The sequence below is a fragment of the Kitasatospora sp. NPDC034035 genome, from assembly GCF_055575755.1.
On record NZ_JBVISA010000031.1, the window covers coordinates 58585 to 77107 of the forward strand.

Here is an 18523-nt window from a genome sequence, read left to right on the forward strand (position 1 = left end):
CAGCAGTTCGCGCAGTGCGGTGCTCATCGGCCCGCCCCTTCCTTCAGTGCGGCCAGCGCGGCGTCGACGCCGAGGCTGCCGTCGCGCAGGCCCGCCAGCAGCGCGGCGATGCCGTCCGACGGCGGCGCGGTCACGGGTGCCGCTGCGGTTACGGGTGCCGGTGCGGTTACGGGTGCCGGTGCGGGTGTGGACGGCGGCGCGGTCACGGGTGCGGGTGCGGGTGCGGGTGCCTGTGCGGGCTGCTGCGACGCGGGCAACGGCCCGTAGGCCTCGAACACCGCCTGCGCCGCCGACCTGACGGTCTGCCGCACGGAGAACATGCGGGTCGGGATGTTCACGCCGTAGTCGGCGCCCAGGCGCCGGCTCAGTCGGCGCAGGCCCAGCGAGTCCACCCCCGCCTCGGACAGCGCCAGGTCCACGGTGAGCCGCTCGATCCGCATCCCCAGGTGCGCGGCCAGCAGGGCGCGCACGTGCTCGCGGACGGCGGCCTCCGGGTCACCGTCGGCCGGTGCCGGCCCGACCGGCGGGACCGCGGCGGGCGCGGCGGCCTCGGCGGGCGCGGGCACCACCGGTGCCGGAGCAGGCACCGGAGCAGGCGCCGGAGCGGGCGCGGCCACGGGTGCGGCCGCAGGTGCGGCCGCCGCCACCGGAGCCGGAGCGGGGGCCGGAGCCGCGACGGGCTCGGCCACGACGGGCTCGGCCGGCACGGGCCCGGCCGGCGCCACGGCGGCGCCCTCGGCCGCGATCAGCCCCGAGCCCGCGGCCTGCACCCGGTCGAACCGGTCGCCGGGGGTGAGCCAGTAGCTCTCCCGGGCGAACGGGTAGGTCGGCGCGGGCACCCGCCGGGGTGCCGCCCCCCGCCACAGCTGCGCCCAGTCGATCGGGGCGCCGCCGACCCAGAGCCGGGCCACCTTGTCCAGCCGGCCGGCGTCCACGACGGCCCGCAGGTAGTGGAGCCCCTCCGCCCCCTCCAGCAGGAGCGACGTGGTGGCGTCCCGGCCGCTTCCGGTGAACACCCGCTGCTCGGTGCCGTCGGCCAGCCAGGCCTCCAGGACCGCCGCGAGCGAGGACGGCGAGTCGGCGACGACGGCGAGGCGCTCGGCGTACTCCTCCCGCCCGCTCTGCAGGGTGTGGGCGAGCGCGGCCGGGTCCACGTCCTCGTGGCGCCGGGCCCATCGGGCGAGGTTCCCGGCGTAGTCGCGCAGCCGCTCGGCGTCCCGCGCCGACAGGACGAACAGCTGGTCGCCGGCGGGCCCGGCGACCGGCGCCTCGCGGTACTCCTCGACCACCGCGTGGACGTTGACCCCGCCCAGCCCGAAGGCGCTCACCCCCGCACGCAGCGGGGCCTCGGCCCCGGTAGCGGTGCGCACCGGCAGCCAGGGCTCGCGCTCGCGCACCACCCGCAGCGGGCTGTTCTCCAGCCGCAGGTGCGGGTTGAGGGTTTCGAGGTGCACGTTGCCCGGGATCTCCCGGTGGCGCATCGAGAGCAGCGCCTTGATCAGGCCGGTGACGCCCGCGGCCGCCTCCAGGTGGCCGGTGCTGGGCTTCGCCGACCCCAGCGCGACGTGCGGCTCGGTCCACTGGGCGCCGTGGTCGGCGTACAGCCGGGTGAAGGCCGTCTTCAGGCCCTCGACCTCGATCGGGTCGCCGAGTTCGGTGCCGGTGCCGTGCGTCTCGACGTAGGTGACCGTCCGGGGGTCCACTCCGGCACGGCGGTGGGCCGCGACCACGCAGGCGGCCTGCGCGTCCGGGTTGGGCGCGGTCAGCGAGTTGGTGCGGCCGCCGTGGTTGACCGCGCTGCCGCGCAGGACGCCGTGGATGACGTCGCCGTCGCGCACCGCCGCGTCGAGGCGCTTGAGCACCACCATGCCGACGCCCTCGGCCCGGGCTATGCCGTTGGCCCGCGCGTCGAAGGTGCGGCAGCGGCCGTCCGGGCTCAGCATCTCGCCCAGGCTCATGTCGACGAACAGCGTCGGCGAGGCGATGACGTTCACGCCGCCGGCCAGCGCGACCTCGCACTCGCCCTGCCGGATCGCCTCGGCCGCCTTGTGGACGGCGAGCAGCGAGGACGAGCAGGCGGTGTCGACGGGCTCGCTGGGGCCGCGGAGGTTCAGCAGGTAGGACACCCGGTTGGACAGGATCGCGTGGGCCCGGCCGGCCGAGTTGTAGCCGTCGAGCGGGACGCCGAGGGCGTGCTGCAGCTCGAAGTAGTCGTAGGTGCTGCTCCCGATGAAGACGCCGGTGTCCGTGCCGGACAGCGCGGACGGCCGGATGCCCGCGTTCTCGATCGCGCTCCAGGTGGCCTCCAGGACGAGCCGGTGCTGCGGGTCCATCGCGACGGCCTCGGTCGGCGAGATGCCGAAGAACCGCGCGTCGAACAGGTCGACCCGGCGCATGAACCCGCCCCACCGGACGTTGGTGCGGAACTCGCCCGGCTCGGGCTCGCCGTCGATGCGGCGCCAGTCCCAGCGGTCCGCCGGGATCTCGCGGACGAGGTCGTCGCCCGCCACCAGGTGCTCCCAGAACTCGTCCAGGTCGTCGGACTCCGGCAGCACCCCGGCCATGCCGACGATCGCGACGCCGTCGAGCGCGGCCGCGACCGGCGCCGGGGCGCTCGTCGGCACGGCGGCGGCGGTGGTGGGCTCGGCGACCACGGTCGGCGCGGCGACCGGCGCGGCGACCGACGCGGCCACGGCGGTGGGCGCGGCGGCTACCGGCACGGCGGGCGTGGCCACGGGCGCGACCGGCGCGACCGGCGCGACGACCATGGCGGGCGCGGCGACGGCGGCCGGCACGGCGACCGGCGCGGCCATGAACGCGGCCACCGGCGCCGCCAGCGGCGCTGCCGCGGCCGCGGCCGCCGCGGGATCCTGCGCGAGGATGGCCTGGCCGTGGTCACGGAGGATCTTGGCCACCAGGTCCTCGACGGTGGCGACCCCGAAGAAGGATGCCGGGGTCACGTCGAGGTCCCAGCGGGTGTTCACCTGGTGGCTGAGCCTGGTGTACATGATCGAGTCGAAGCCGTAGCGGCTGAGCTGCTCGTCCGCGGCGAGCTCACCGGGCAGGACCCCGGCCACCTCCTGGACGAGCGCCAGCAGTTCGCCCGCCACGGCGGCCTGCCAGGCATCGTCGGCCGCGCCGGCGCCCTGTTCCCGGTCCGTCCCGGCCGCCGGGGCGGCGGTGCCCGCGAGGAGGTCTTCCGTGCCCGCGACTGCCACCTGAACCTCCTGTCGGCCGAGCACCGGGCTCGGCGCCTCGAATCCCGCCTGCGGCGCGAGCGGTCGGACTCCTGCCGCGGCCGGGGTGGCCTCGCCAGGCCCGGCCGGGGTCACCGGAACGGCCTCGGCCTCGGCCGGGGCGGTGGTCCCGGGCACGGCCGCCTCGGCGGACGGCTCGTGCTCGCCGACCCAGCACCGCCGGCGCTCGAACGGATAGGTGGGCAGCGCCACCAGCACGCCGCCGTCCGGCCACTCCACCGGCTCCCCGGCGACCCAGCGGTCGGCTGGGGCCGTGCCACCGGGCCGGGCCAGCGCGGGGTGGTCCGCTCCCTCGGCCGCGGCGGCGAGCGCGGCGGCGAGGGTCCGGCGGTCGGCGGCGGTGACGGCCAGTCGCTCGGCCATCGCGTCGCGGCCGTGCTGCAGCGTGTGGGCCGCGTCCGCCAGGTCGGCGATCCGGTCCAGGCCGTCGCGCAGGGCGGCGGCGTAGCGGCGCAGCGCCTGCGGCGTGCGCGCCGACAGCGGGAAGACCCAGGGGCCGGCCGGACGCCGCGGCGCCGGGCCCGGCTGCGCCTCCTCCAGCACGACGTGGGCGTTGACCCCGCCGTAGCCGAAGGAGCTGACGCCCGCGCGGCGCGGGTGGCCGGCCGGGCGCGGCCAGGCGGTCGCCGACCGCACCAGGTGGAACGGGCTCCCGTCGAACCGCAGGTGCGGGTTGGGCTCGGTGAGGCCGGCCACCGGCGGCAGCACGCCGTGCTCCATCGCCAACAGCACCTTGATCACCCCGGCGGCGCCGGCGGCGGACTCCAGGTGGCCGGCGTTGGCCTTCACCGCGCCGACCCCGCAGTGGGGCTCGGCCGGCTGGGGAAGGCCCCGGCCACGGCGCAGTTCGTCGAAGGCCATCCGCAGGCCGTTGATCTCGACCGGGTCGCCGAGTTCGGTGCCGGTGCCGTGGGTCTCCAGGTAGCCGATCGTGGTCGGGTCGACGTCCGCGCGCTCGTGCGCCCGGACGATCATCGCCGCCTGGGCGGCCGGGTTGGGCGCGGTCAGCGAGCGGGCCCGGCCGCCGTGGTTGACGGCGCTGCCCCGCAGCCAGGCCCGGACGGTGTGCCGGCGCGCCCGGTCGGCGCTGGTCAGCACGACCAGGCCGAAGCCCTCGCTGCGGACGAAGCCGTCCGCGTCCGCGTCGAAGGAGCGGCACCGCCCGGTGGGGCTGAGCATGCCGGTGCTGCTCAGCAGCACGTGGTTGTGCGGCGTCAGGATGAGGTTGATGCCACCGGCCACCGCGATGTCGCACTCCCCCGACCGGATCGCCTCGGCGGCCCGGTGGATCGCGACCAGGGAGCTGGAGCAGCCGGTGTTGACCGGCTCGCTCGGCCCGTGCAGGTCGAGCAGGTAGGAGACGCGGTTGACCAGGATGGAGTGGGTGGTGGCGGTGGCGGCGTGGGCGTCGACCGGGTGGCCTGCGGCCTGCCGGATCTCGTCGTAGTCGTTCGACCCGGCGCCGATGAACAGGCCGACGTCGGATCCGGCGAGCGTGCCGGGTGCCAGGCCGGCGTCCTCCAGCGCCGTCCACACCCCCTGCAGCACCAGTCGCTGCTGCGGGTCCATCCCGGCGGCCTCGTGCGGCGAGATGCCGAAGAACAGCGGGTCGAACATGTCGACGTCGTGGACGAATCCGCCGCGCCGGGCGTGCACGCCCTCCGGGAGGGTGCGCCAGTCCCAGCGGTCGGCCGGCACCTCGCCGATGAGGTCGTCACCGGCCGCGAGGTGACGCCAGAAGTCGTCCAGGTCCCGGCTGCCGGGCATCCGCCCGGACAGGCCGATGATCGCGATCGGGCCCGGGCCGGCGGGGCGGGCGGCGTCCCGCGGGGCCGGGGCGGCGGGCTCGGCGGCCGGCTCCGGTCGGTGTTCGACCGCGGTGTTCCCGGCCGGCGCGGTGGTCCCGACCGGCCCGGCCGTCGGCGCGGTGTTCCCGGCCGGCCCGGCGTACCGGGTGCGCAGCCGGTCCCCGTGGTCGCGGACCAGGCGCTCGGCCAGGGCGCGCAGGGTGGCCGTCTCGTAGAACAGCGCGGGGGTCACGTCGAAGCCGAACTCGTCGTTCAGCCGGGTGGCGAGCAGGCTGTAGCTGACGGAGTCGAAGCCGTAGTCCCCGATCGCCCGGTCGAGGTCCAGCTCCGCGCGCGGGATGCCCGAGGCGTCGGAGGTGAGCACCAGCAGCTCGTCGGTGAACGCGGCGGCGGGGTCGTACCCGGTCGGGGCGGTGGCGGTGCCGGCGGCCGCCGTGGCGGTGGCGCCGGCCGGCGCGGCGACGCCGTCCTGGGCGGTGCCGGGCGCCGCCGTGGCGACGACGACGTGCTGGAAGTTGCGGCCGGTCTCCGCGGTGCCCGGCAGCGCGGCCACCGGGCCGTAGCCGGCCCCGGTGAGCAGCGCCGTCCAGCCCGGCACGTCCAGCAGCGGCGAGCCGGGCAGGCGCAGCGCGGTGTCGTGGTGCGTCCACCAGCCGTCGAACAGGCCGTAGGTGACGGTCCCGCACAGGGTGACCGTCGTCAGCTCGTTGAGCAGCAGCTCGCCCCCGGTGCGCAGCACGGCGCGCAGGTGGCGGACGGCGCGGCCCAGGTCGGAGGTGGCGTGCAGGACGTTCGCGCCGACCACCAGGTCGAAGCCGCCCGCGGGGAACCCCTGGGTGACCGGGTCGGTGTCCAGGTCGAGGCGCTTGAACCGGGTGAACGGGTGGCGTCCGCCGAACTCCCGCCGGCCGTGCGCGAGGAAGGTGACGGACAGGTCGGTGTACCAGTACTCCACCCGGTCGCCGTACCGGTCCAGCGCGCGGAGCAGGCCGGCGGAGGTGCCGCCGGTGCCCGAGCCGACCTCCAGGACGCGGACCGTCCCGCCGGCCGGCAGCTCGGCCGCCCGCCGCTCGACGTGCGCCATGAGGCGGTCCGTCAGCAGGTCGTTGTAGAGGTCGCTGATCGGGTTGCCCCGGTAGATGCCCTCCATCAGCGAGGTGCCGGAGGAGGGGAACAGCAGCTCGGTGGCGAGGAGTTCGCCGCGCAGCAGTTCGCCGTAGTGCGCCAGGCAGTGCGCGAGCAGCCGGACGAACACCGCGTGCTCGGGGTGCTCGGCGGCGAGGTCCTCCAGCTGCCGCAGGTGTCCGTCGGCCCGGGCCGCGGCCAGGGCGCCCGGCACCGGCCGGTGGCGCCCGTCGCGGAGCTCGACCAGGCCCTTCTCGATGATCATGGTCAGCAGGGTGCGCAGCAGCCGGTCGTAGCGGGGGACGACCCCCACCCGGCGGGCGACCTCGTCGGCATCCGGGTCGGAGCCGTGCCACGCGCCGAGGTCGTCGAGGACGGCGAGCAGGGCGCCGCTCGCGATCGTCGTCATGCGGCGGTCGAGGGCGTGGAAGTCGTCCACCACCCGGCGGTCTCCGGCGGTCAGTGGGCGGCCGGTGGGCACCATCTGCGTCGTCTCCGTTCTCGCTGCTCCCATCCGATCGCGCAGGGCTGCGCTGCCGGGTACCACGACGACCTGGGGCGCCGGCTGTCCGAGGGCCCGGGCGAGCGCGGCGAAGCCGCTCCCGGGCTCGATGGACGCGAAGCCGGCGGCGGTCAGACGGTCGCGGTGGGTGTCGTCGGCCACTGCTCCGACGGTGCCCCAGTAGCCCCAGTCGACGGCCCGCACCGGGTACGGCAGGCGGGCGTCGAGGGCGTGGGCGTAGGCGTCCAGGAAGGTCGATCCGGCCGCGTAGTTGGCCAGGCCGGGGTCGCCCAGGAAGGACTGCGCGGACGAGAAGAACACCAGGAAGTCGAGGTGCCGTCCGCGCAGGGCGTCGACCAGGACCGCCGCGACGCCGGACTTGGCGGCCAGGCTCTCGGTCAGGTCGGTGTCCGAGAGGTCGTGGGTCAGCCGGTCGCGGCGGACCAGGGCGGCGTGCAGGACGCCGTGCACCGGCCCCGCCTCGTCGAGGAGGGCCGCCACCCGGCGGGCGTCGGTCGCGTCGGCCCGGACGTAGCGGATGCCGTCCCCGAGCCCGTCGGCCGGCCGTTCGCTGCGGCCGACCAGCACGACCCGCGCGTCCCACTCGGCGACCAGCCGGCGGGCGAGCGCCAGGCCGATCCCCTGCGCGCCGCCGACGACCAGGTACCGGCCGCCGCGGCGCAGCGGGACGGCTCCGCCGCCCGCCGGGGCGGGGCGCAGCACCTGGGTGTGGCAGACCGTGCCGGTGTAGGCGAGGCGGGTGCCCCGGGGGGCCGGTGCCACCAGGGCGGCGGACGGGTGGGCCGGGTCGAGGTCGACGGTCGCGACCGACCAGCCGCGGTGCTCGTTCTCCAGCACCCGGGCGAAGCCGACGACCCCGGCGGCGTACGGGTCGGTGACACCGCGCCCGGGGGCGGCGGCGGCACCGGCGGTGACGATCACCCAGTCGAGCTCCCGGATCCGGGACCACTCCCGCGCGTACCGGGCCAGGGCCCGGACGCCGGACGCCTCGGCCCGGGCGACCCGGTCCACCTCGTTCGGGGCGGCCTCCGTCGCGCCGGTCAGGACGTAGACCAGGCGCGGCCTGGCCGTCACCTGGCCACCCAACTCGACGACCAGGGCACCCTCATGACGGTCCGCCAGCTCGGCCGCCAGGCCCGCCCGGGAGGGGGCGTGCAGCACCACGACCGGGCCGTCGGGGGTCGGTCGCCCGGCGGGGACCGCGCACGGCTCCCAGACCGGGAGGTCCATCGGGACGTCCGCGGCGGCCTGCGCGGGGACGTCCGCCGGGAGCGCCACCGGGGCCGGGGCCGCCGCCGGGCGGGTGGCCGGGGCGGCCGGGGTGTTGTCGACCCAGCAGCGGACCCGCGCGAACGGGTAGCCGGGAAGCCGCACCTTGCGCGGCTTGCGGTCCCGGTGCAGCGCCCGCCAGTCGGGGGCGGCGCCGGCCACCCAGGCCCGGGCCAGCTCGTGCGGGTCGAGGGAGTCCGGGGCGGTGACGCCGCCCGGTCCGGCGGCGGTGCCCCGATAGCAGTTGGCCGGCGCCGAGCCGTTCAGGTAGGCCTGGAGGGCGGAGCGGAGTTCGTCCGGCCCGGAGACGACCACGGCGAGCCGCTCGGCCATGGCCTCCCGCCCGGTCTGCGTGGTGTAGGCGAGGTCCGCCAGCGGGACGCCGGCTCCGGTGCCGGCCGGCACGGCCGCGGCGAGGTCGGCCAGCGTCGAGCGCGCGTCGACGTGCGGGGTCCGGCCGGGGAAGCGCTCGCCGAGGGTCAGCGCCAGCCGGCGCAGGTCCTCCGCGTCCAGGCCGAGTTCGTCGAGGGCGGTGTCCGGGTCGGCGCCCGCCAGCCCGGCCAGCTCCGCCACCTCGGCGGTCCGGTCGGCGCCCGGCAGGTCGGTGTAGCGGTACGCCAGTTCGCGCAGCGCCTCCTCCGTGCGGGCGGAGAGCAGGACGGCCTGCGGCCCGCAGAGGCCGGTGTCCGGTCCGGGCGGCTCCGGGAACTCCTCGACGACGACATGGGCGTTGGCCCCGCCCGCGCCGAACGCGCTCAGTCCGGCCCGGCGCGGGGTGCCGACCCCGGCCGGCCACGGCTCGGCCCGGCGCTGCACGTTCAGCCCGACGGTGTCCCAGTCGATGGCGGGGTTCGCCGGGTCGGCGTGCAGGGAGGGCGCGAGGGTGCGGTGGCGCAGCTGAAGGAGGATCTTGGTCAGGCCGGCGATCCCGGCCGCGGACTCCAGGTGGCCGATCGACGACTTCACGGACCCGATCCGGGTCGTCGTCCCGCCGAAGACCCGGTCCAGGGCGGAGATCTCGATCGGGTCGCCGAGCGAGGTCCCGGTGCCGTGCGCCTCGACGTAGCCGATCGAGGCCGGGTCGACGTTCGCCCGCGCGAGCGCCCGGCGCACCACGTCGGCCTGGGCGGCCGGGTTGGGCACGAAGAAGCCGCCCGCCCGCCCGCCGTGGTTGACGGCGCTGCCCTTGATCACGCCGAGGACGCGGTCGCCGTCCTCCAGCGCGCGGGCCAGCGGCTTGAGCACGACGACGCCGACGCCCTCGCCGGGCACGTAGCCGTCCCCTCCGTTGCCGAAGGCCCGGCAGCGTCCGTCGGAGGAGACGAAGCCGACCTGGCTCAGGTGCAGGTACTTGTACGGGTGGACGATCGCGTTCACGCCGCCGGCGAGCGCCACCTCGCACTCCCCGGAGCGCAGGCTCTCGCACGCCAGGTGCAGCGCGGTGAGGGACGACGAGCACATGGTGTCGAGCGCGAGGCTGGGCCCGCGCAGGTCGAGGAAGTAGGAGACCCGGTTGGCAACGGCCGAGGCGAAGGACGTCGGCAGCACCGGCAGCCGCTCCTCGGCGCCCAGGCCGAGCATCTGGTACTGGGTGAACATCACCCCGGCGAAGACGCCCACCGGGCGCCCGGCGACGTCCGCGCGGGTGAGGCCGGCGTCCTCCAGGGCGTGCCAGGAGGTCTGCAGGAACAGCCGCTCCTGCGGGTCCATGCCCTCGGCCTCGCGCGGCGTGATCCGGAAGAAGCCGGGGTCGAACTCGTCGATGCCGTCGAGGAAGCCGCCCCACTTGCTGGTCGACCGACCGGGGGCGCGCTGCGGCTCGTAGAAGCCGTCCGGCCCCCAGCGGTCCTTGGGGATCTCGGTGACGCAGTCGCGTCCGGTCCGCAGGTTGGTCCAGAACCGGTCGAGGTCCTCGGCCATGGGGTAGCGGCCGGCGACGCCGATCACCGCGATGTCCCCGGTCGGGTCGGGCGCGGCCTCCTCGGCCCAGGCCGGCTCGGTCACCGCGGCGACGTCTGCGGGGGCGTCGGCGGCGATGTCGGCGGGGGCCAGGGCCAGCGCCTCACGGGCGCGCTCGGGGTCGCCGTGCAGCACCACGACCTCCGCGCCGGTGAGCGACAGCGCCCGCTCGAACACGGCCAGGCCCTCCGCAGTCGGCAGCGGGACCTGCCCCTGCCGGCGGAACAGCGCACGCGCCGCGTCGTCGGTGCGCATCCCTCCCTCGGCCCACAGCGGCCAGCCGAAGGAGACCAGCCCGTGCTCGCGGGCGTAGGCGTCCTGGAAGGCGCTGGCCGCGGCGTAGTCCACCTGCCCGACGTTCCCGGCGACGCCCGTCACCGAGGAGAACAGCGCGAAGAAGTCGAGGCTCAGATGACGGGTCGCCCGGTGGAGCAGCACCGTGCCGCGCACCTTGGGTGCCAGCACCGCGGCGAGGTCCACAGCGGACTTTCCGGGCAGCATGGCGTCCCGCAGCACCCCGGCCGCGTGCACGACGCCGTCCAGCCGGCCGTGCCGGTCGAGGATGTCGGCGACCAGGGCCGTTACGTCGGCGGGCACCGTCACGTCGGCGCGGACGAACCGGCCGGCGACCGGCTCCGCCGGGGGCGTCCGCCCGGCCAGCACGGCCGTGGCACCCCGCTCGGCCAGCAGCGCGGCGAGTTCCCGGCCGATGCCGCCCGCGCCGCCGGTGACCAGGTAGACGCCGCCGGGGCGGATCCGCTGCCCGGCGTCGAGCGGCGTGTCGCGGTAGCGGCGCACCTCGCGGCGCCCCCGGGAGTGCCGCACCCAGGTCTCGGCTCCGTTGCCGAACTCCGCGAGCAGGGCCCGCGGGTCGGCGTCGCCGTCGCACTCGACGGCGGTCACGGCGAGCTTGGGCTGCTCCAGGCGGACGGTCCGGGCCAGCCCCGCCACCGCGGCCGCGACCGGCCCCGGCCCGGCGTGCACCACGGACACCGGTTGCGGCGCGAGCGCCTGCACCAGGGCGAGCAGCTCGCGGCAGGCCGTCTCGACGGCCTCCGGGAGGTCGTCGGCGGGCGCGGCCAGGTGCAGCACCCGCTCGGGCGCGGTGCCGAGCTCGGCCAGGAGCCGCCGGAGGTCGCCGGCCTCGTCGGCGCGGAGCTCGTACGCGTCGGGCCCCAGCCGGCGGAAGGCCGCGCCGCGCCGGACGGTGATCTGCCCGGGGTGTACCCGGAGGTCGCCGATCACCAGCAGCGGGCCCTGCTCCGGCGCGGCCGGGCGGGGCGCCGGCTGCCAGACGCCGGTCAGGCAGTGCGTGCGGGCGGGGGCGTCGGGCTCCGGCTCGTCCACCGCGGGGGCGGCCGGGGCGCGCCGGTCGGCGGGCAGCAGGCCGAGCAGGTGGGCGGCGACCGCGTCGACCGTGGGGTACTCGAACAGCAGGGTCGGGTACAGCGAGATGTCCCACCGCTCCTCGAAGGCGCGGACCAGCGAGAGCAGGTGGGTCGAGTCCAGCCCGAGGTCGTAGAAGCCGAGGTCGCCGTCGACCGCCAGGGCGGGATCCCCGGCGGCCTGGCGGACCAGCCCGGCGACCTCCGCCCGGAGGTCGCCCAGCCCGTCACCGGCGGCCGCCGGGGCGGACGGAGCGGACCGGACGGGCGGGGCGGAGGGGGCGGAGGGGGCCGGCAGGGCTTCCGGCGCGGCGGCCACCGGCTCCGCGGCCACCGTGGTGAGCCGGGTGATCGACGCCGTGGAGCGGATCCGCTTGAAGGTGAGGCCGGTGAACCGGGCGGCGGGCGCGCCAGAGCCGTCGTACAGGTCGATGTCGGCCTTCACCACGTCGGCGCCGGCCGCCACCCGGGTGAACCGCAGGTCCACCGTGCAGGCCTCGCCGAGCGGACGGACCGCCCGGAACCCGCCGATGTGCAGCGGGATCAGCGGGCGCCCGTCGGCGTCCTCGCCCGCGAAGGCGAGCGCGTACGCCTGCATGGTGGAGCCGTCGAGCAGGGCGGGGTGGAGCAGGAAGTCCTCGGCCGTGGCGCGGGCCTCCTCGCCGAGCGCGATCTCGGACCGGACCCGGTCCGCCGAGGCCCGCAGGGTGCCGGTGACCCGCATGAACGCCCGGTGCTCGATGCCCGCCGAACGCCCGGTCGCGTACACCTCGGCGACGTCGCGCGCGGCGCCGGCCGGCGCCGGGTCGGGCGCGCCGGTGAGCGGCGGCAGGTCGGTGTGCAGGGTGGCGTGCAGGTGGGTGGTCACGGTGTCGTCGACCGGGCCGCCGTCGTGGGTGCGCCGGCTGGTCGCCGTCACCCGGTAGACGCCGCCGTCGGGTTCGGCCTCGACGGTCAGCTCCCGGTCGAAGGCCTCGGTGGTCACCACGGGCTCGACGAACAGCACGTCGCTCAGGCCGGTGCGCTCCAGCGGGAAGTCGTGTGCCGCGAGCAGCCGTTGGACGATGTCGAGGAACGTCACTCCCGGCAGGGTGCGCACCCCGTGCACACGGTGGTCGTCGACGATCGGGTTGTCCCTGTTCAGGTGTAAGGCACAGCGTACGGACCGTCGGTCCACGTGTTCTCTCCTGGTGATCGGCGGTTCGGCTCGGCGGGCGGCGGGCGGGCGCGCCGGATTAGGTGAGCGTCAGGTCGAGCCGGGCAGACCTGCGCGGGGCCGGGGTGGTCACGGCGGCGGCGGGCCGGTGCCAGAACCGGCGGCGACGGTAGGCGGGGGGCGGCAGCGGGGGGCGCCCGGGCTCTCCGGGCGTGCCGGCGCCGAGGACGGCGTGGGCGTTGGTCCCGCCGAAGCCGAAGGCGCTCACCGCGACCCGGCTTCCGGCGGGCAGGTCCGCGACCTCGGTCACCGGGAAGAACGGCGACTCGGCGAAGGCGAACCGCGGGTTCGGGCGGTGGCAGTGCAGGGTGGGCACGAGCGTGCCGTGCCGCAGGGTCTGCACGGCCTTGATGAACCCGGCGACGCCGGCGGCGCTGAGCAGGTGTCCCATCGAGCTCTTGATGCTGCCGATCCCGCAGTAGCCGCGGTCCTGGGTGTGGGCGCGGTGGACGGCGGTGAGCGCCTGGAGCTCGATCGGGTCACCGATCATCGTGCCGGTGCCGTGGGCCTCGACGTACCCGATCGTCCGGGCGTCGATTCCGCCGCGGGTGAGCACGTCGGAGACCAGGGAGCGCTGGGCGCGGCCGTTCGGTGTGGTGTACCCCATCGTCCGGCCGTCGTTGTTGACGCCCGAGGACTCCAGCACCGCGAGCACCCGGTCGCCGTCGCGCAGCGCGTCGTCCAGCCGCTTCAGCAGCACCATCCCGGCGCCCTCGCCGGGCACCAGCCCGTCGGCGGACTCGTCGAAGGTGCGGCAGCGGCCGCTGGGGGACAGCGCCTTGCCGGCGCTGAGCATGAGGTACGGCTCCTCGTCGAAGAGGAGGTCGACCCCGCCGGCCAGGGCCATCGACGACTCGCCCGAGGCCAGGCTCTGGGCCGCCAGGTGGATGCTCACCAGCGAGGACGAACAGGCGCTGTCGACCACGAGGTTGGGGCCGGTGAGGTCGAGGAAGTGCGAGACGTGCGCGGCCACGAAGTTCTGGTTCACGCCGACGATGTACTCGCGCTTCGGCGGCTGGAGGTGCAGGCGGTGGTTGCCGGTGCGGGCGCCCACGAACACGCCGACCGGACGCCCGCGCAGCTCGGCGTCGGTGTACCCGGCGTCCCGGACGGCCTCCACCGAGACCTCGAGGGTCTTGCGCACCAGCGGGTCCAGGTGCCGTGCGGTCTCGTCGTCGAAGCCGAAGTAGCCGGGGTCGAACAGGTCGGCGTCGTCGAGGAACCCGCCCCACTTGCTCTGGCTGCGCCCGTGGCCGCCGTCCGGGTGGTAGAGCCCGGTGGTGTCCCAGCGGTCGGCCGGGACGTCGGTGACGAGGTCACGGCCGGCCAGCAGGGCCTGCCAGAGCCCGTCCGGGTCGCTCGCGCCGGGCAGGCGGCAGCCCATGCCGATCACGGCGATGGGCGTCGGACGCCCGGTGGCCGCAGCGGGAACGGGTGCGGCAGCGACAGCGGGAGCCGGGGCGAGCGCGAGGGTCGCGCTCGGGGCGGCAGCGGCGGGTGACGGAGCGACAGCGGCGGGAGCGGCGGCCGGAGCGCCGAGGGCGGCGGCGAGCCCGCCGAGGGTCGGGTGCTCCTGCAGCAGGCTCGGGTCGACCACGTCGCCGAGCTCGGCTTCGAGCGCCCGCACCAGTTCGGCCATCAGCAGCGAGTCCACGCCGACGTCGCCGAGCGTCGTGTCGGGCCCCAGCAGCGCGGGGTCGACCCTGGTCGTCCGGGCCACGACGGCGAACAGCCAGCCGAGGTCCGGCGCGGCCGCCGGGGCCGCAGGGGCCGCCGGGGTGACCGGCGTGGCCTGGGCCGGCTGCGCGGGGGCGGCCGGCCGCGGCGCCAGGTACAGCTCCGCCGTGGCCACCGACGAGCGCTCCACGAGGCACGGCAGCAGCACCGCCCCGTCGGGCACCCGCAGGGCGAGGTCGAACAGCCGCAGCGCGTCCGTCCCGTCCACGTCGGGGACGCCGAGCGCGGCGCTGGCACTGGTGCGGTCGGCCCCCATCCCCACCTCGCGCCACAGCGGCCAGCGCAGCGAGCGCACCACCCAGCCGGGCTCGTCGGCCCGGGCCTCGGCGAAGTCGTCGAGCGCGGTGTTCGCCGCCGCGTAGTCCAGGTAGCCCGCCGCCAGCCGCGGCGAGGCGGCCGCCACCGAGGAGAACAGCACCAGGAGCTTCGGCGGCTGCCCGCCGAAGGCGGACCGGAGCACCCGCAGTCCGTCGGTCTTGGGCCGCAGCACCTCGGCGATCTCCTCGGCCCCGCGGGCCAGGAAGGAGGTCGGACGGTCCATCACGCCGGCGCAGTGGAAGGCGGCGACGATCTCCCCGGACTGCTTCCTGACCTGGCCGAACAGCCGGCGCAGCCGGGCCGCGTCGTCGAGCGCGTCGGTGCGCACGGTCAGCGTCACACCGCGCTCGACCAGCGCGGTCAGCGCGGTGAGCCGGGCGCGCAGCACCGGGTCGGTGGCCGGGTCCGCGAGCAGGGACGCCCACCGGTTGCGGGCGGGCATCCGGGAGCGGCCGAGCAGCACGAGGTGCCGGGCGCCGCGGTCGGCCAGGTGGGCCGCCAGGCGCAGGCCGATCCCGCCGAGGCCGCCGGTGATCACCGTCGCGCCGCGGTCCAGCCCGGTGAGCGGGTCGGCGCCGGTGGCGGCCGGGGCGAACCCGGCCACCGGGCGGCGGCGCCGGCCGCCGGTGTGGCGCAGCTCGGTCTCGCGGTCGACCGCGGCCGTCTCGGTGGCCAGGGCGGCGGCGAGGGCGTCGTCGTCGCCGTCCACCCGGACGGTCCGTGAGTGGACGGCCGGGAACTCGCCGGACAGGGCCCGGTAGAACCCGGCGAGGACGGACCGCTCGGCGCCGCTCACGTGGACGCAGCGCAGTCCGGACCGGGTGTTGGCGGCGAGTACCTGCTGGAGCAGCGCGATCCGTTCGGTCACCCGGGTGCCGGGCTCGCTCCAGTCGACCAGGTCGACGATCCCGGCCAGGCCCGCCGGGTCGGTCAGCGGCTCCCCCGGGACGTGCACGACGGCCTGCTCGCCGAGCACCCGGCGGGCGAGCTCCCGGTCGGCGGTCACCGCCAGGAGGCGGCCGGCGGGGACGGTCGGCGGGGCGGGCGCGTCCTCCCAGGTGGTGGTGAGGAACTCGGCGCCGGCCGTGGGCGCCACCCAGTGCCGGTCGCGGCTGAACGGGTAGGTCGGCAGCGAGACCGGCGGGGCGTCCGGGGTGGTCGACTCCCGCTCCGCGGCGGGCTCGCGGTCGAAGACGGTGGCGAGCCCCTCGGCGAGTCCGGCGAGGTCGGTGGCCTCCACGGCGACGCGGTGCGCCAGGGCGGCCCGCCCGGTGCGCATCGTCCGGGCGATGGAGGCGAGCGGCGGGGCGTCCGGCGAGCGCACCACGGCGAGCAGCGCGGCCACGGCGGCGCGCAGCGCCTGCGGGGTGCGGGCCGAGACGGGGACGACCACCGGGCCGTCGAGCGGCCGGTCGGCCGGCGCCGCGGGGGCCTCCTCCAGCACGACGTGCGCGTTGGTGCCGCCCATGCCGAAGGAGCTGACGCCGGCCCGGCGGGGGCCGCCGCCGGTCGGCTCCTCCCAGGGGCCGCGCTCCCGCTGGAGCCGCAGCGGGGAGCCCTCGACCTTGATCATCCGGTTCGGCCGGGTGATGTTGCGGGTGGCCGGAATCGTGCGGTGGCGCATGGCCAGGATCACCTTGATCATGCCCGCGATCCCGGCGGCGGCCTCCAGGTGGCCGATGTTGGTCTTGAGCGAGCCGACGCCGCAGTGCGGCCGCTCCGGGCCCGGGTGACCCCAGGCGTCGTAGAGGCGCTCGAACGCGGCGACCATCCCGGAGACCTCGATCGGGTCGCCGAGGCGCGTGCCGGTGCCGTGCGCCTCCAGGTAGCCGATCGTCGCCGGGTCGACGCCCGCCTCGGTGTGCGCGGCGACCAGCAGGTCGGCCTGGGCCTCCGGGTTGGGCGCGGTGAAGGACTGGGCCTGTCCGCCGTGGTTGACGGCCACGCCGCGGATCACCGCGTGCACGCGGTCCCCGTCGGCCAGGGCCCGGTCCAGCGGCTTGAGCAGCAGGGCGCACACGCCCTCGCCCCGGACGTAGCCGTCCGCGTCGTCGTCGAAGGTGTGGCAGCGGCCGCGCGGGCTCAGCACGCCGGTGCGCTGGTAGGCGTTCTGCCGGGCCGGGTCGCACAGCACGTTGACGCCGCCGACGAAGGCCTGGTCGCACTCGCCGGCGCGCAGCGCGGCGACGGCCTGGGCGACGGCGACCAGGGAGGAGGAGCAGAGGGTGTCCACGGCGACGCTGGGGCCGCGCAGCCCGAGGGCGTACGAGACGCGGTTGGCCACCAGGGACGGCGACACGGCGACGCTCAGGTGCGGTTCGTCGCGGCCGGCGTGCTCGACGAGGACGGCGGCGTAGTCCGAGTGGCAGACGCCCGCATAGACGCCGGTGCGGCTGCCGGCCAGTGCGGTCGGGTCCCAGCCGGCGTCCTCGGCGGTGGCCCAGGCGGTCTCCAGGAGCAGCCGCTGCTGGGGGTCCATCAGCGCCGCCTCGCGCGGGCTGATGCCGAAGAACTCGTGGTCGAAGCGGCGGATGTCGTCGAGCAGGGCCGCCCTGCCCACCACGTCGGGGTGGGCGGCGGTGTCCCACCGGTCGAGCGGGATGTCGCGGACGGCGTCCACGTCCCGGCCGAGCAGGTCCCACAGCTCGGTGACGCTCTCCGCGCCGGGGAACCGGCCGGCCATGCCGACCACGGCGATCGGCGCCGACGGGTCACGGGGCGCGGTGGTCACCGGGCCGGTCGCGGCCGCCGGTCGCTCGCCGCGCAGCACGCGGGCCATGGCGGCGGCCGTGAACGCCTGGAACATGGTGCTGGGGTCGAGTTCGAGCCCGAGGTCGTCCTCGGCCCGGGCGGCGAGCTCCGACAGCGCCAGGCTGTCCAGCCCGAACGGGCGCAGGTCGTCCTCGGCGGTCAGCGAGCCGGCGGGCCGGGCGAGCACGTCCTCCAGCAGCGGCAGGAGGTCGGCCTCCAGGTCGTCGGGGACGGACGCGGCGGGCGCCGGAGCCGGGGCCGGCGCCGGTGCGGCGGTCCCGGTCCAGGCCGTCCCGCCGTCCCAGAGGCCGGCGAAGACACCGGGGTGGACGAGGCGCTTGACGGTCTCGATCCGGGCGAGCGGCCGGCCGTCGCGTTCCCGCAGCAGGGTCGAGGTGAGCACGGCGCGGTGGTCCGACTCGAAGCGGCACTCGTCCAGCCGGTAGCGCACCGAGTCCTCGATGCCGCAGTTGCCCAGGTAGAGGATGTCCCGGCTGAGGGTGCAGGCCTCGACGGCCCACTCCCCTCCCGGCGCGAGCGACTGCAGGTACTTGCGCTCGCCCCGGTCGTTGATGTGCGGGTACGAGGCGAAGTAGAGCAGTCCGGCCGCGTTGACGTCGGCGAACGGGTTGAGCTCGTAGGTGTCCTGGAACAACCCGGGGCCGGCACCGGGGCCGAGCCCGTTCCTGGCGCGGAACTCGGCCTGGAACTCCAGGTGTTCGGCGGTCGGCTGGGCCACCGGCGCCCGCCCCGGGTTGCGCGGGGCGCCGGGCGAGAGCCAGTTGCCCGCGCCCCTGCGGACGAAGGAGGTGAGCAGCCGGGCCTCGACGTGCGAGGTGGCGGTGGCGAACCGGACGTCGCTGACGAAGGCCTGGTCGTCCAGCCTGGCGAGGGTGCCGTCGAGCTGCCCCCGGTCGTGCTCGGCGAAGAACCGCAGGGAGTCGGCGGCGGTGAGCCGGACCCGGACGAAGGCGGGCAGCAGTCTGGTGCCGTCGCCGTCCGCCAGGTCGGCGACCTTGCTGCCGAAGTGATTGCCGATCAGCTCCCAGTGGAGGTCGCCGGCCTCGCGCAGCAGCCAGTTCTCCGACAGTCCGCCGACGGACAGCGAGGGGAGCCCCAGGACGACCGACCGGCTCAGCACGCCGGCCTCCCGGTGGCCGGGACGGGCGGCAGGA

3 protein-coding genes (1 of these 3 cut by a window edge) are annotated in these 18523 nt (G+C 76.7%); all 3 read right to left on the reverse strand.

From position 1 onward, the window contains the following. Tightly spaced (at most 58 nt apart), the 3 genes in view from ACZ52J_RS33200 to ACZ52J_RS33210 form a layout consistent with a single transcriptional unit that may run on beyond the window. Window positions 1–27: the beginning of an amino acid adenylation domain-containing protein gene (locus ACZ52J_RS33200; protein ID WP_465624031.1), read on the reverse strand. The gene continues 4701 nt to the left of window position 1, outside the view; 27 of the gene's 4728 nt are visible here — the first part of the coding sequence; the start codon lies at window positions 25–27; its stop codon lies beyond the left edge, outside the window. Then, the gene (locus tag ACZ52J_RS33205; protein ID WP_465624033.1) at window positions 24–12503 is read right to left on the reverse strand and encodes an SDR family NAD(P)-dependent oxidoreductase; all 12480 of its coding nucleotides are present in this window, start codon (window positions 12501–12503) and stop codon (window positions 24–26) included. Before ACZ52J_RS33205 ends, ACZ52J_RS33200 begins: the two co-directional genes overlap by 4 nt. Window positions 12504–12561: 58 nt before the next feature. Further along, a complete protein-coding gene (locus ACZ52J_RS33210) occupies window positions 12562–18489 on the reverse strand; it encodes a beta-ketoacyl synthase N-terminal-like domain-containing protein (RefSeq protein WP_465624034.1) in 5928 nt (1975 codons plus the stop codon). Window positions 18490–18523 lie beyond the last annotated feature (34 nt).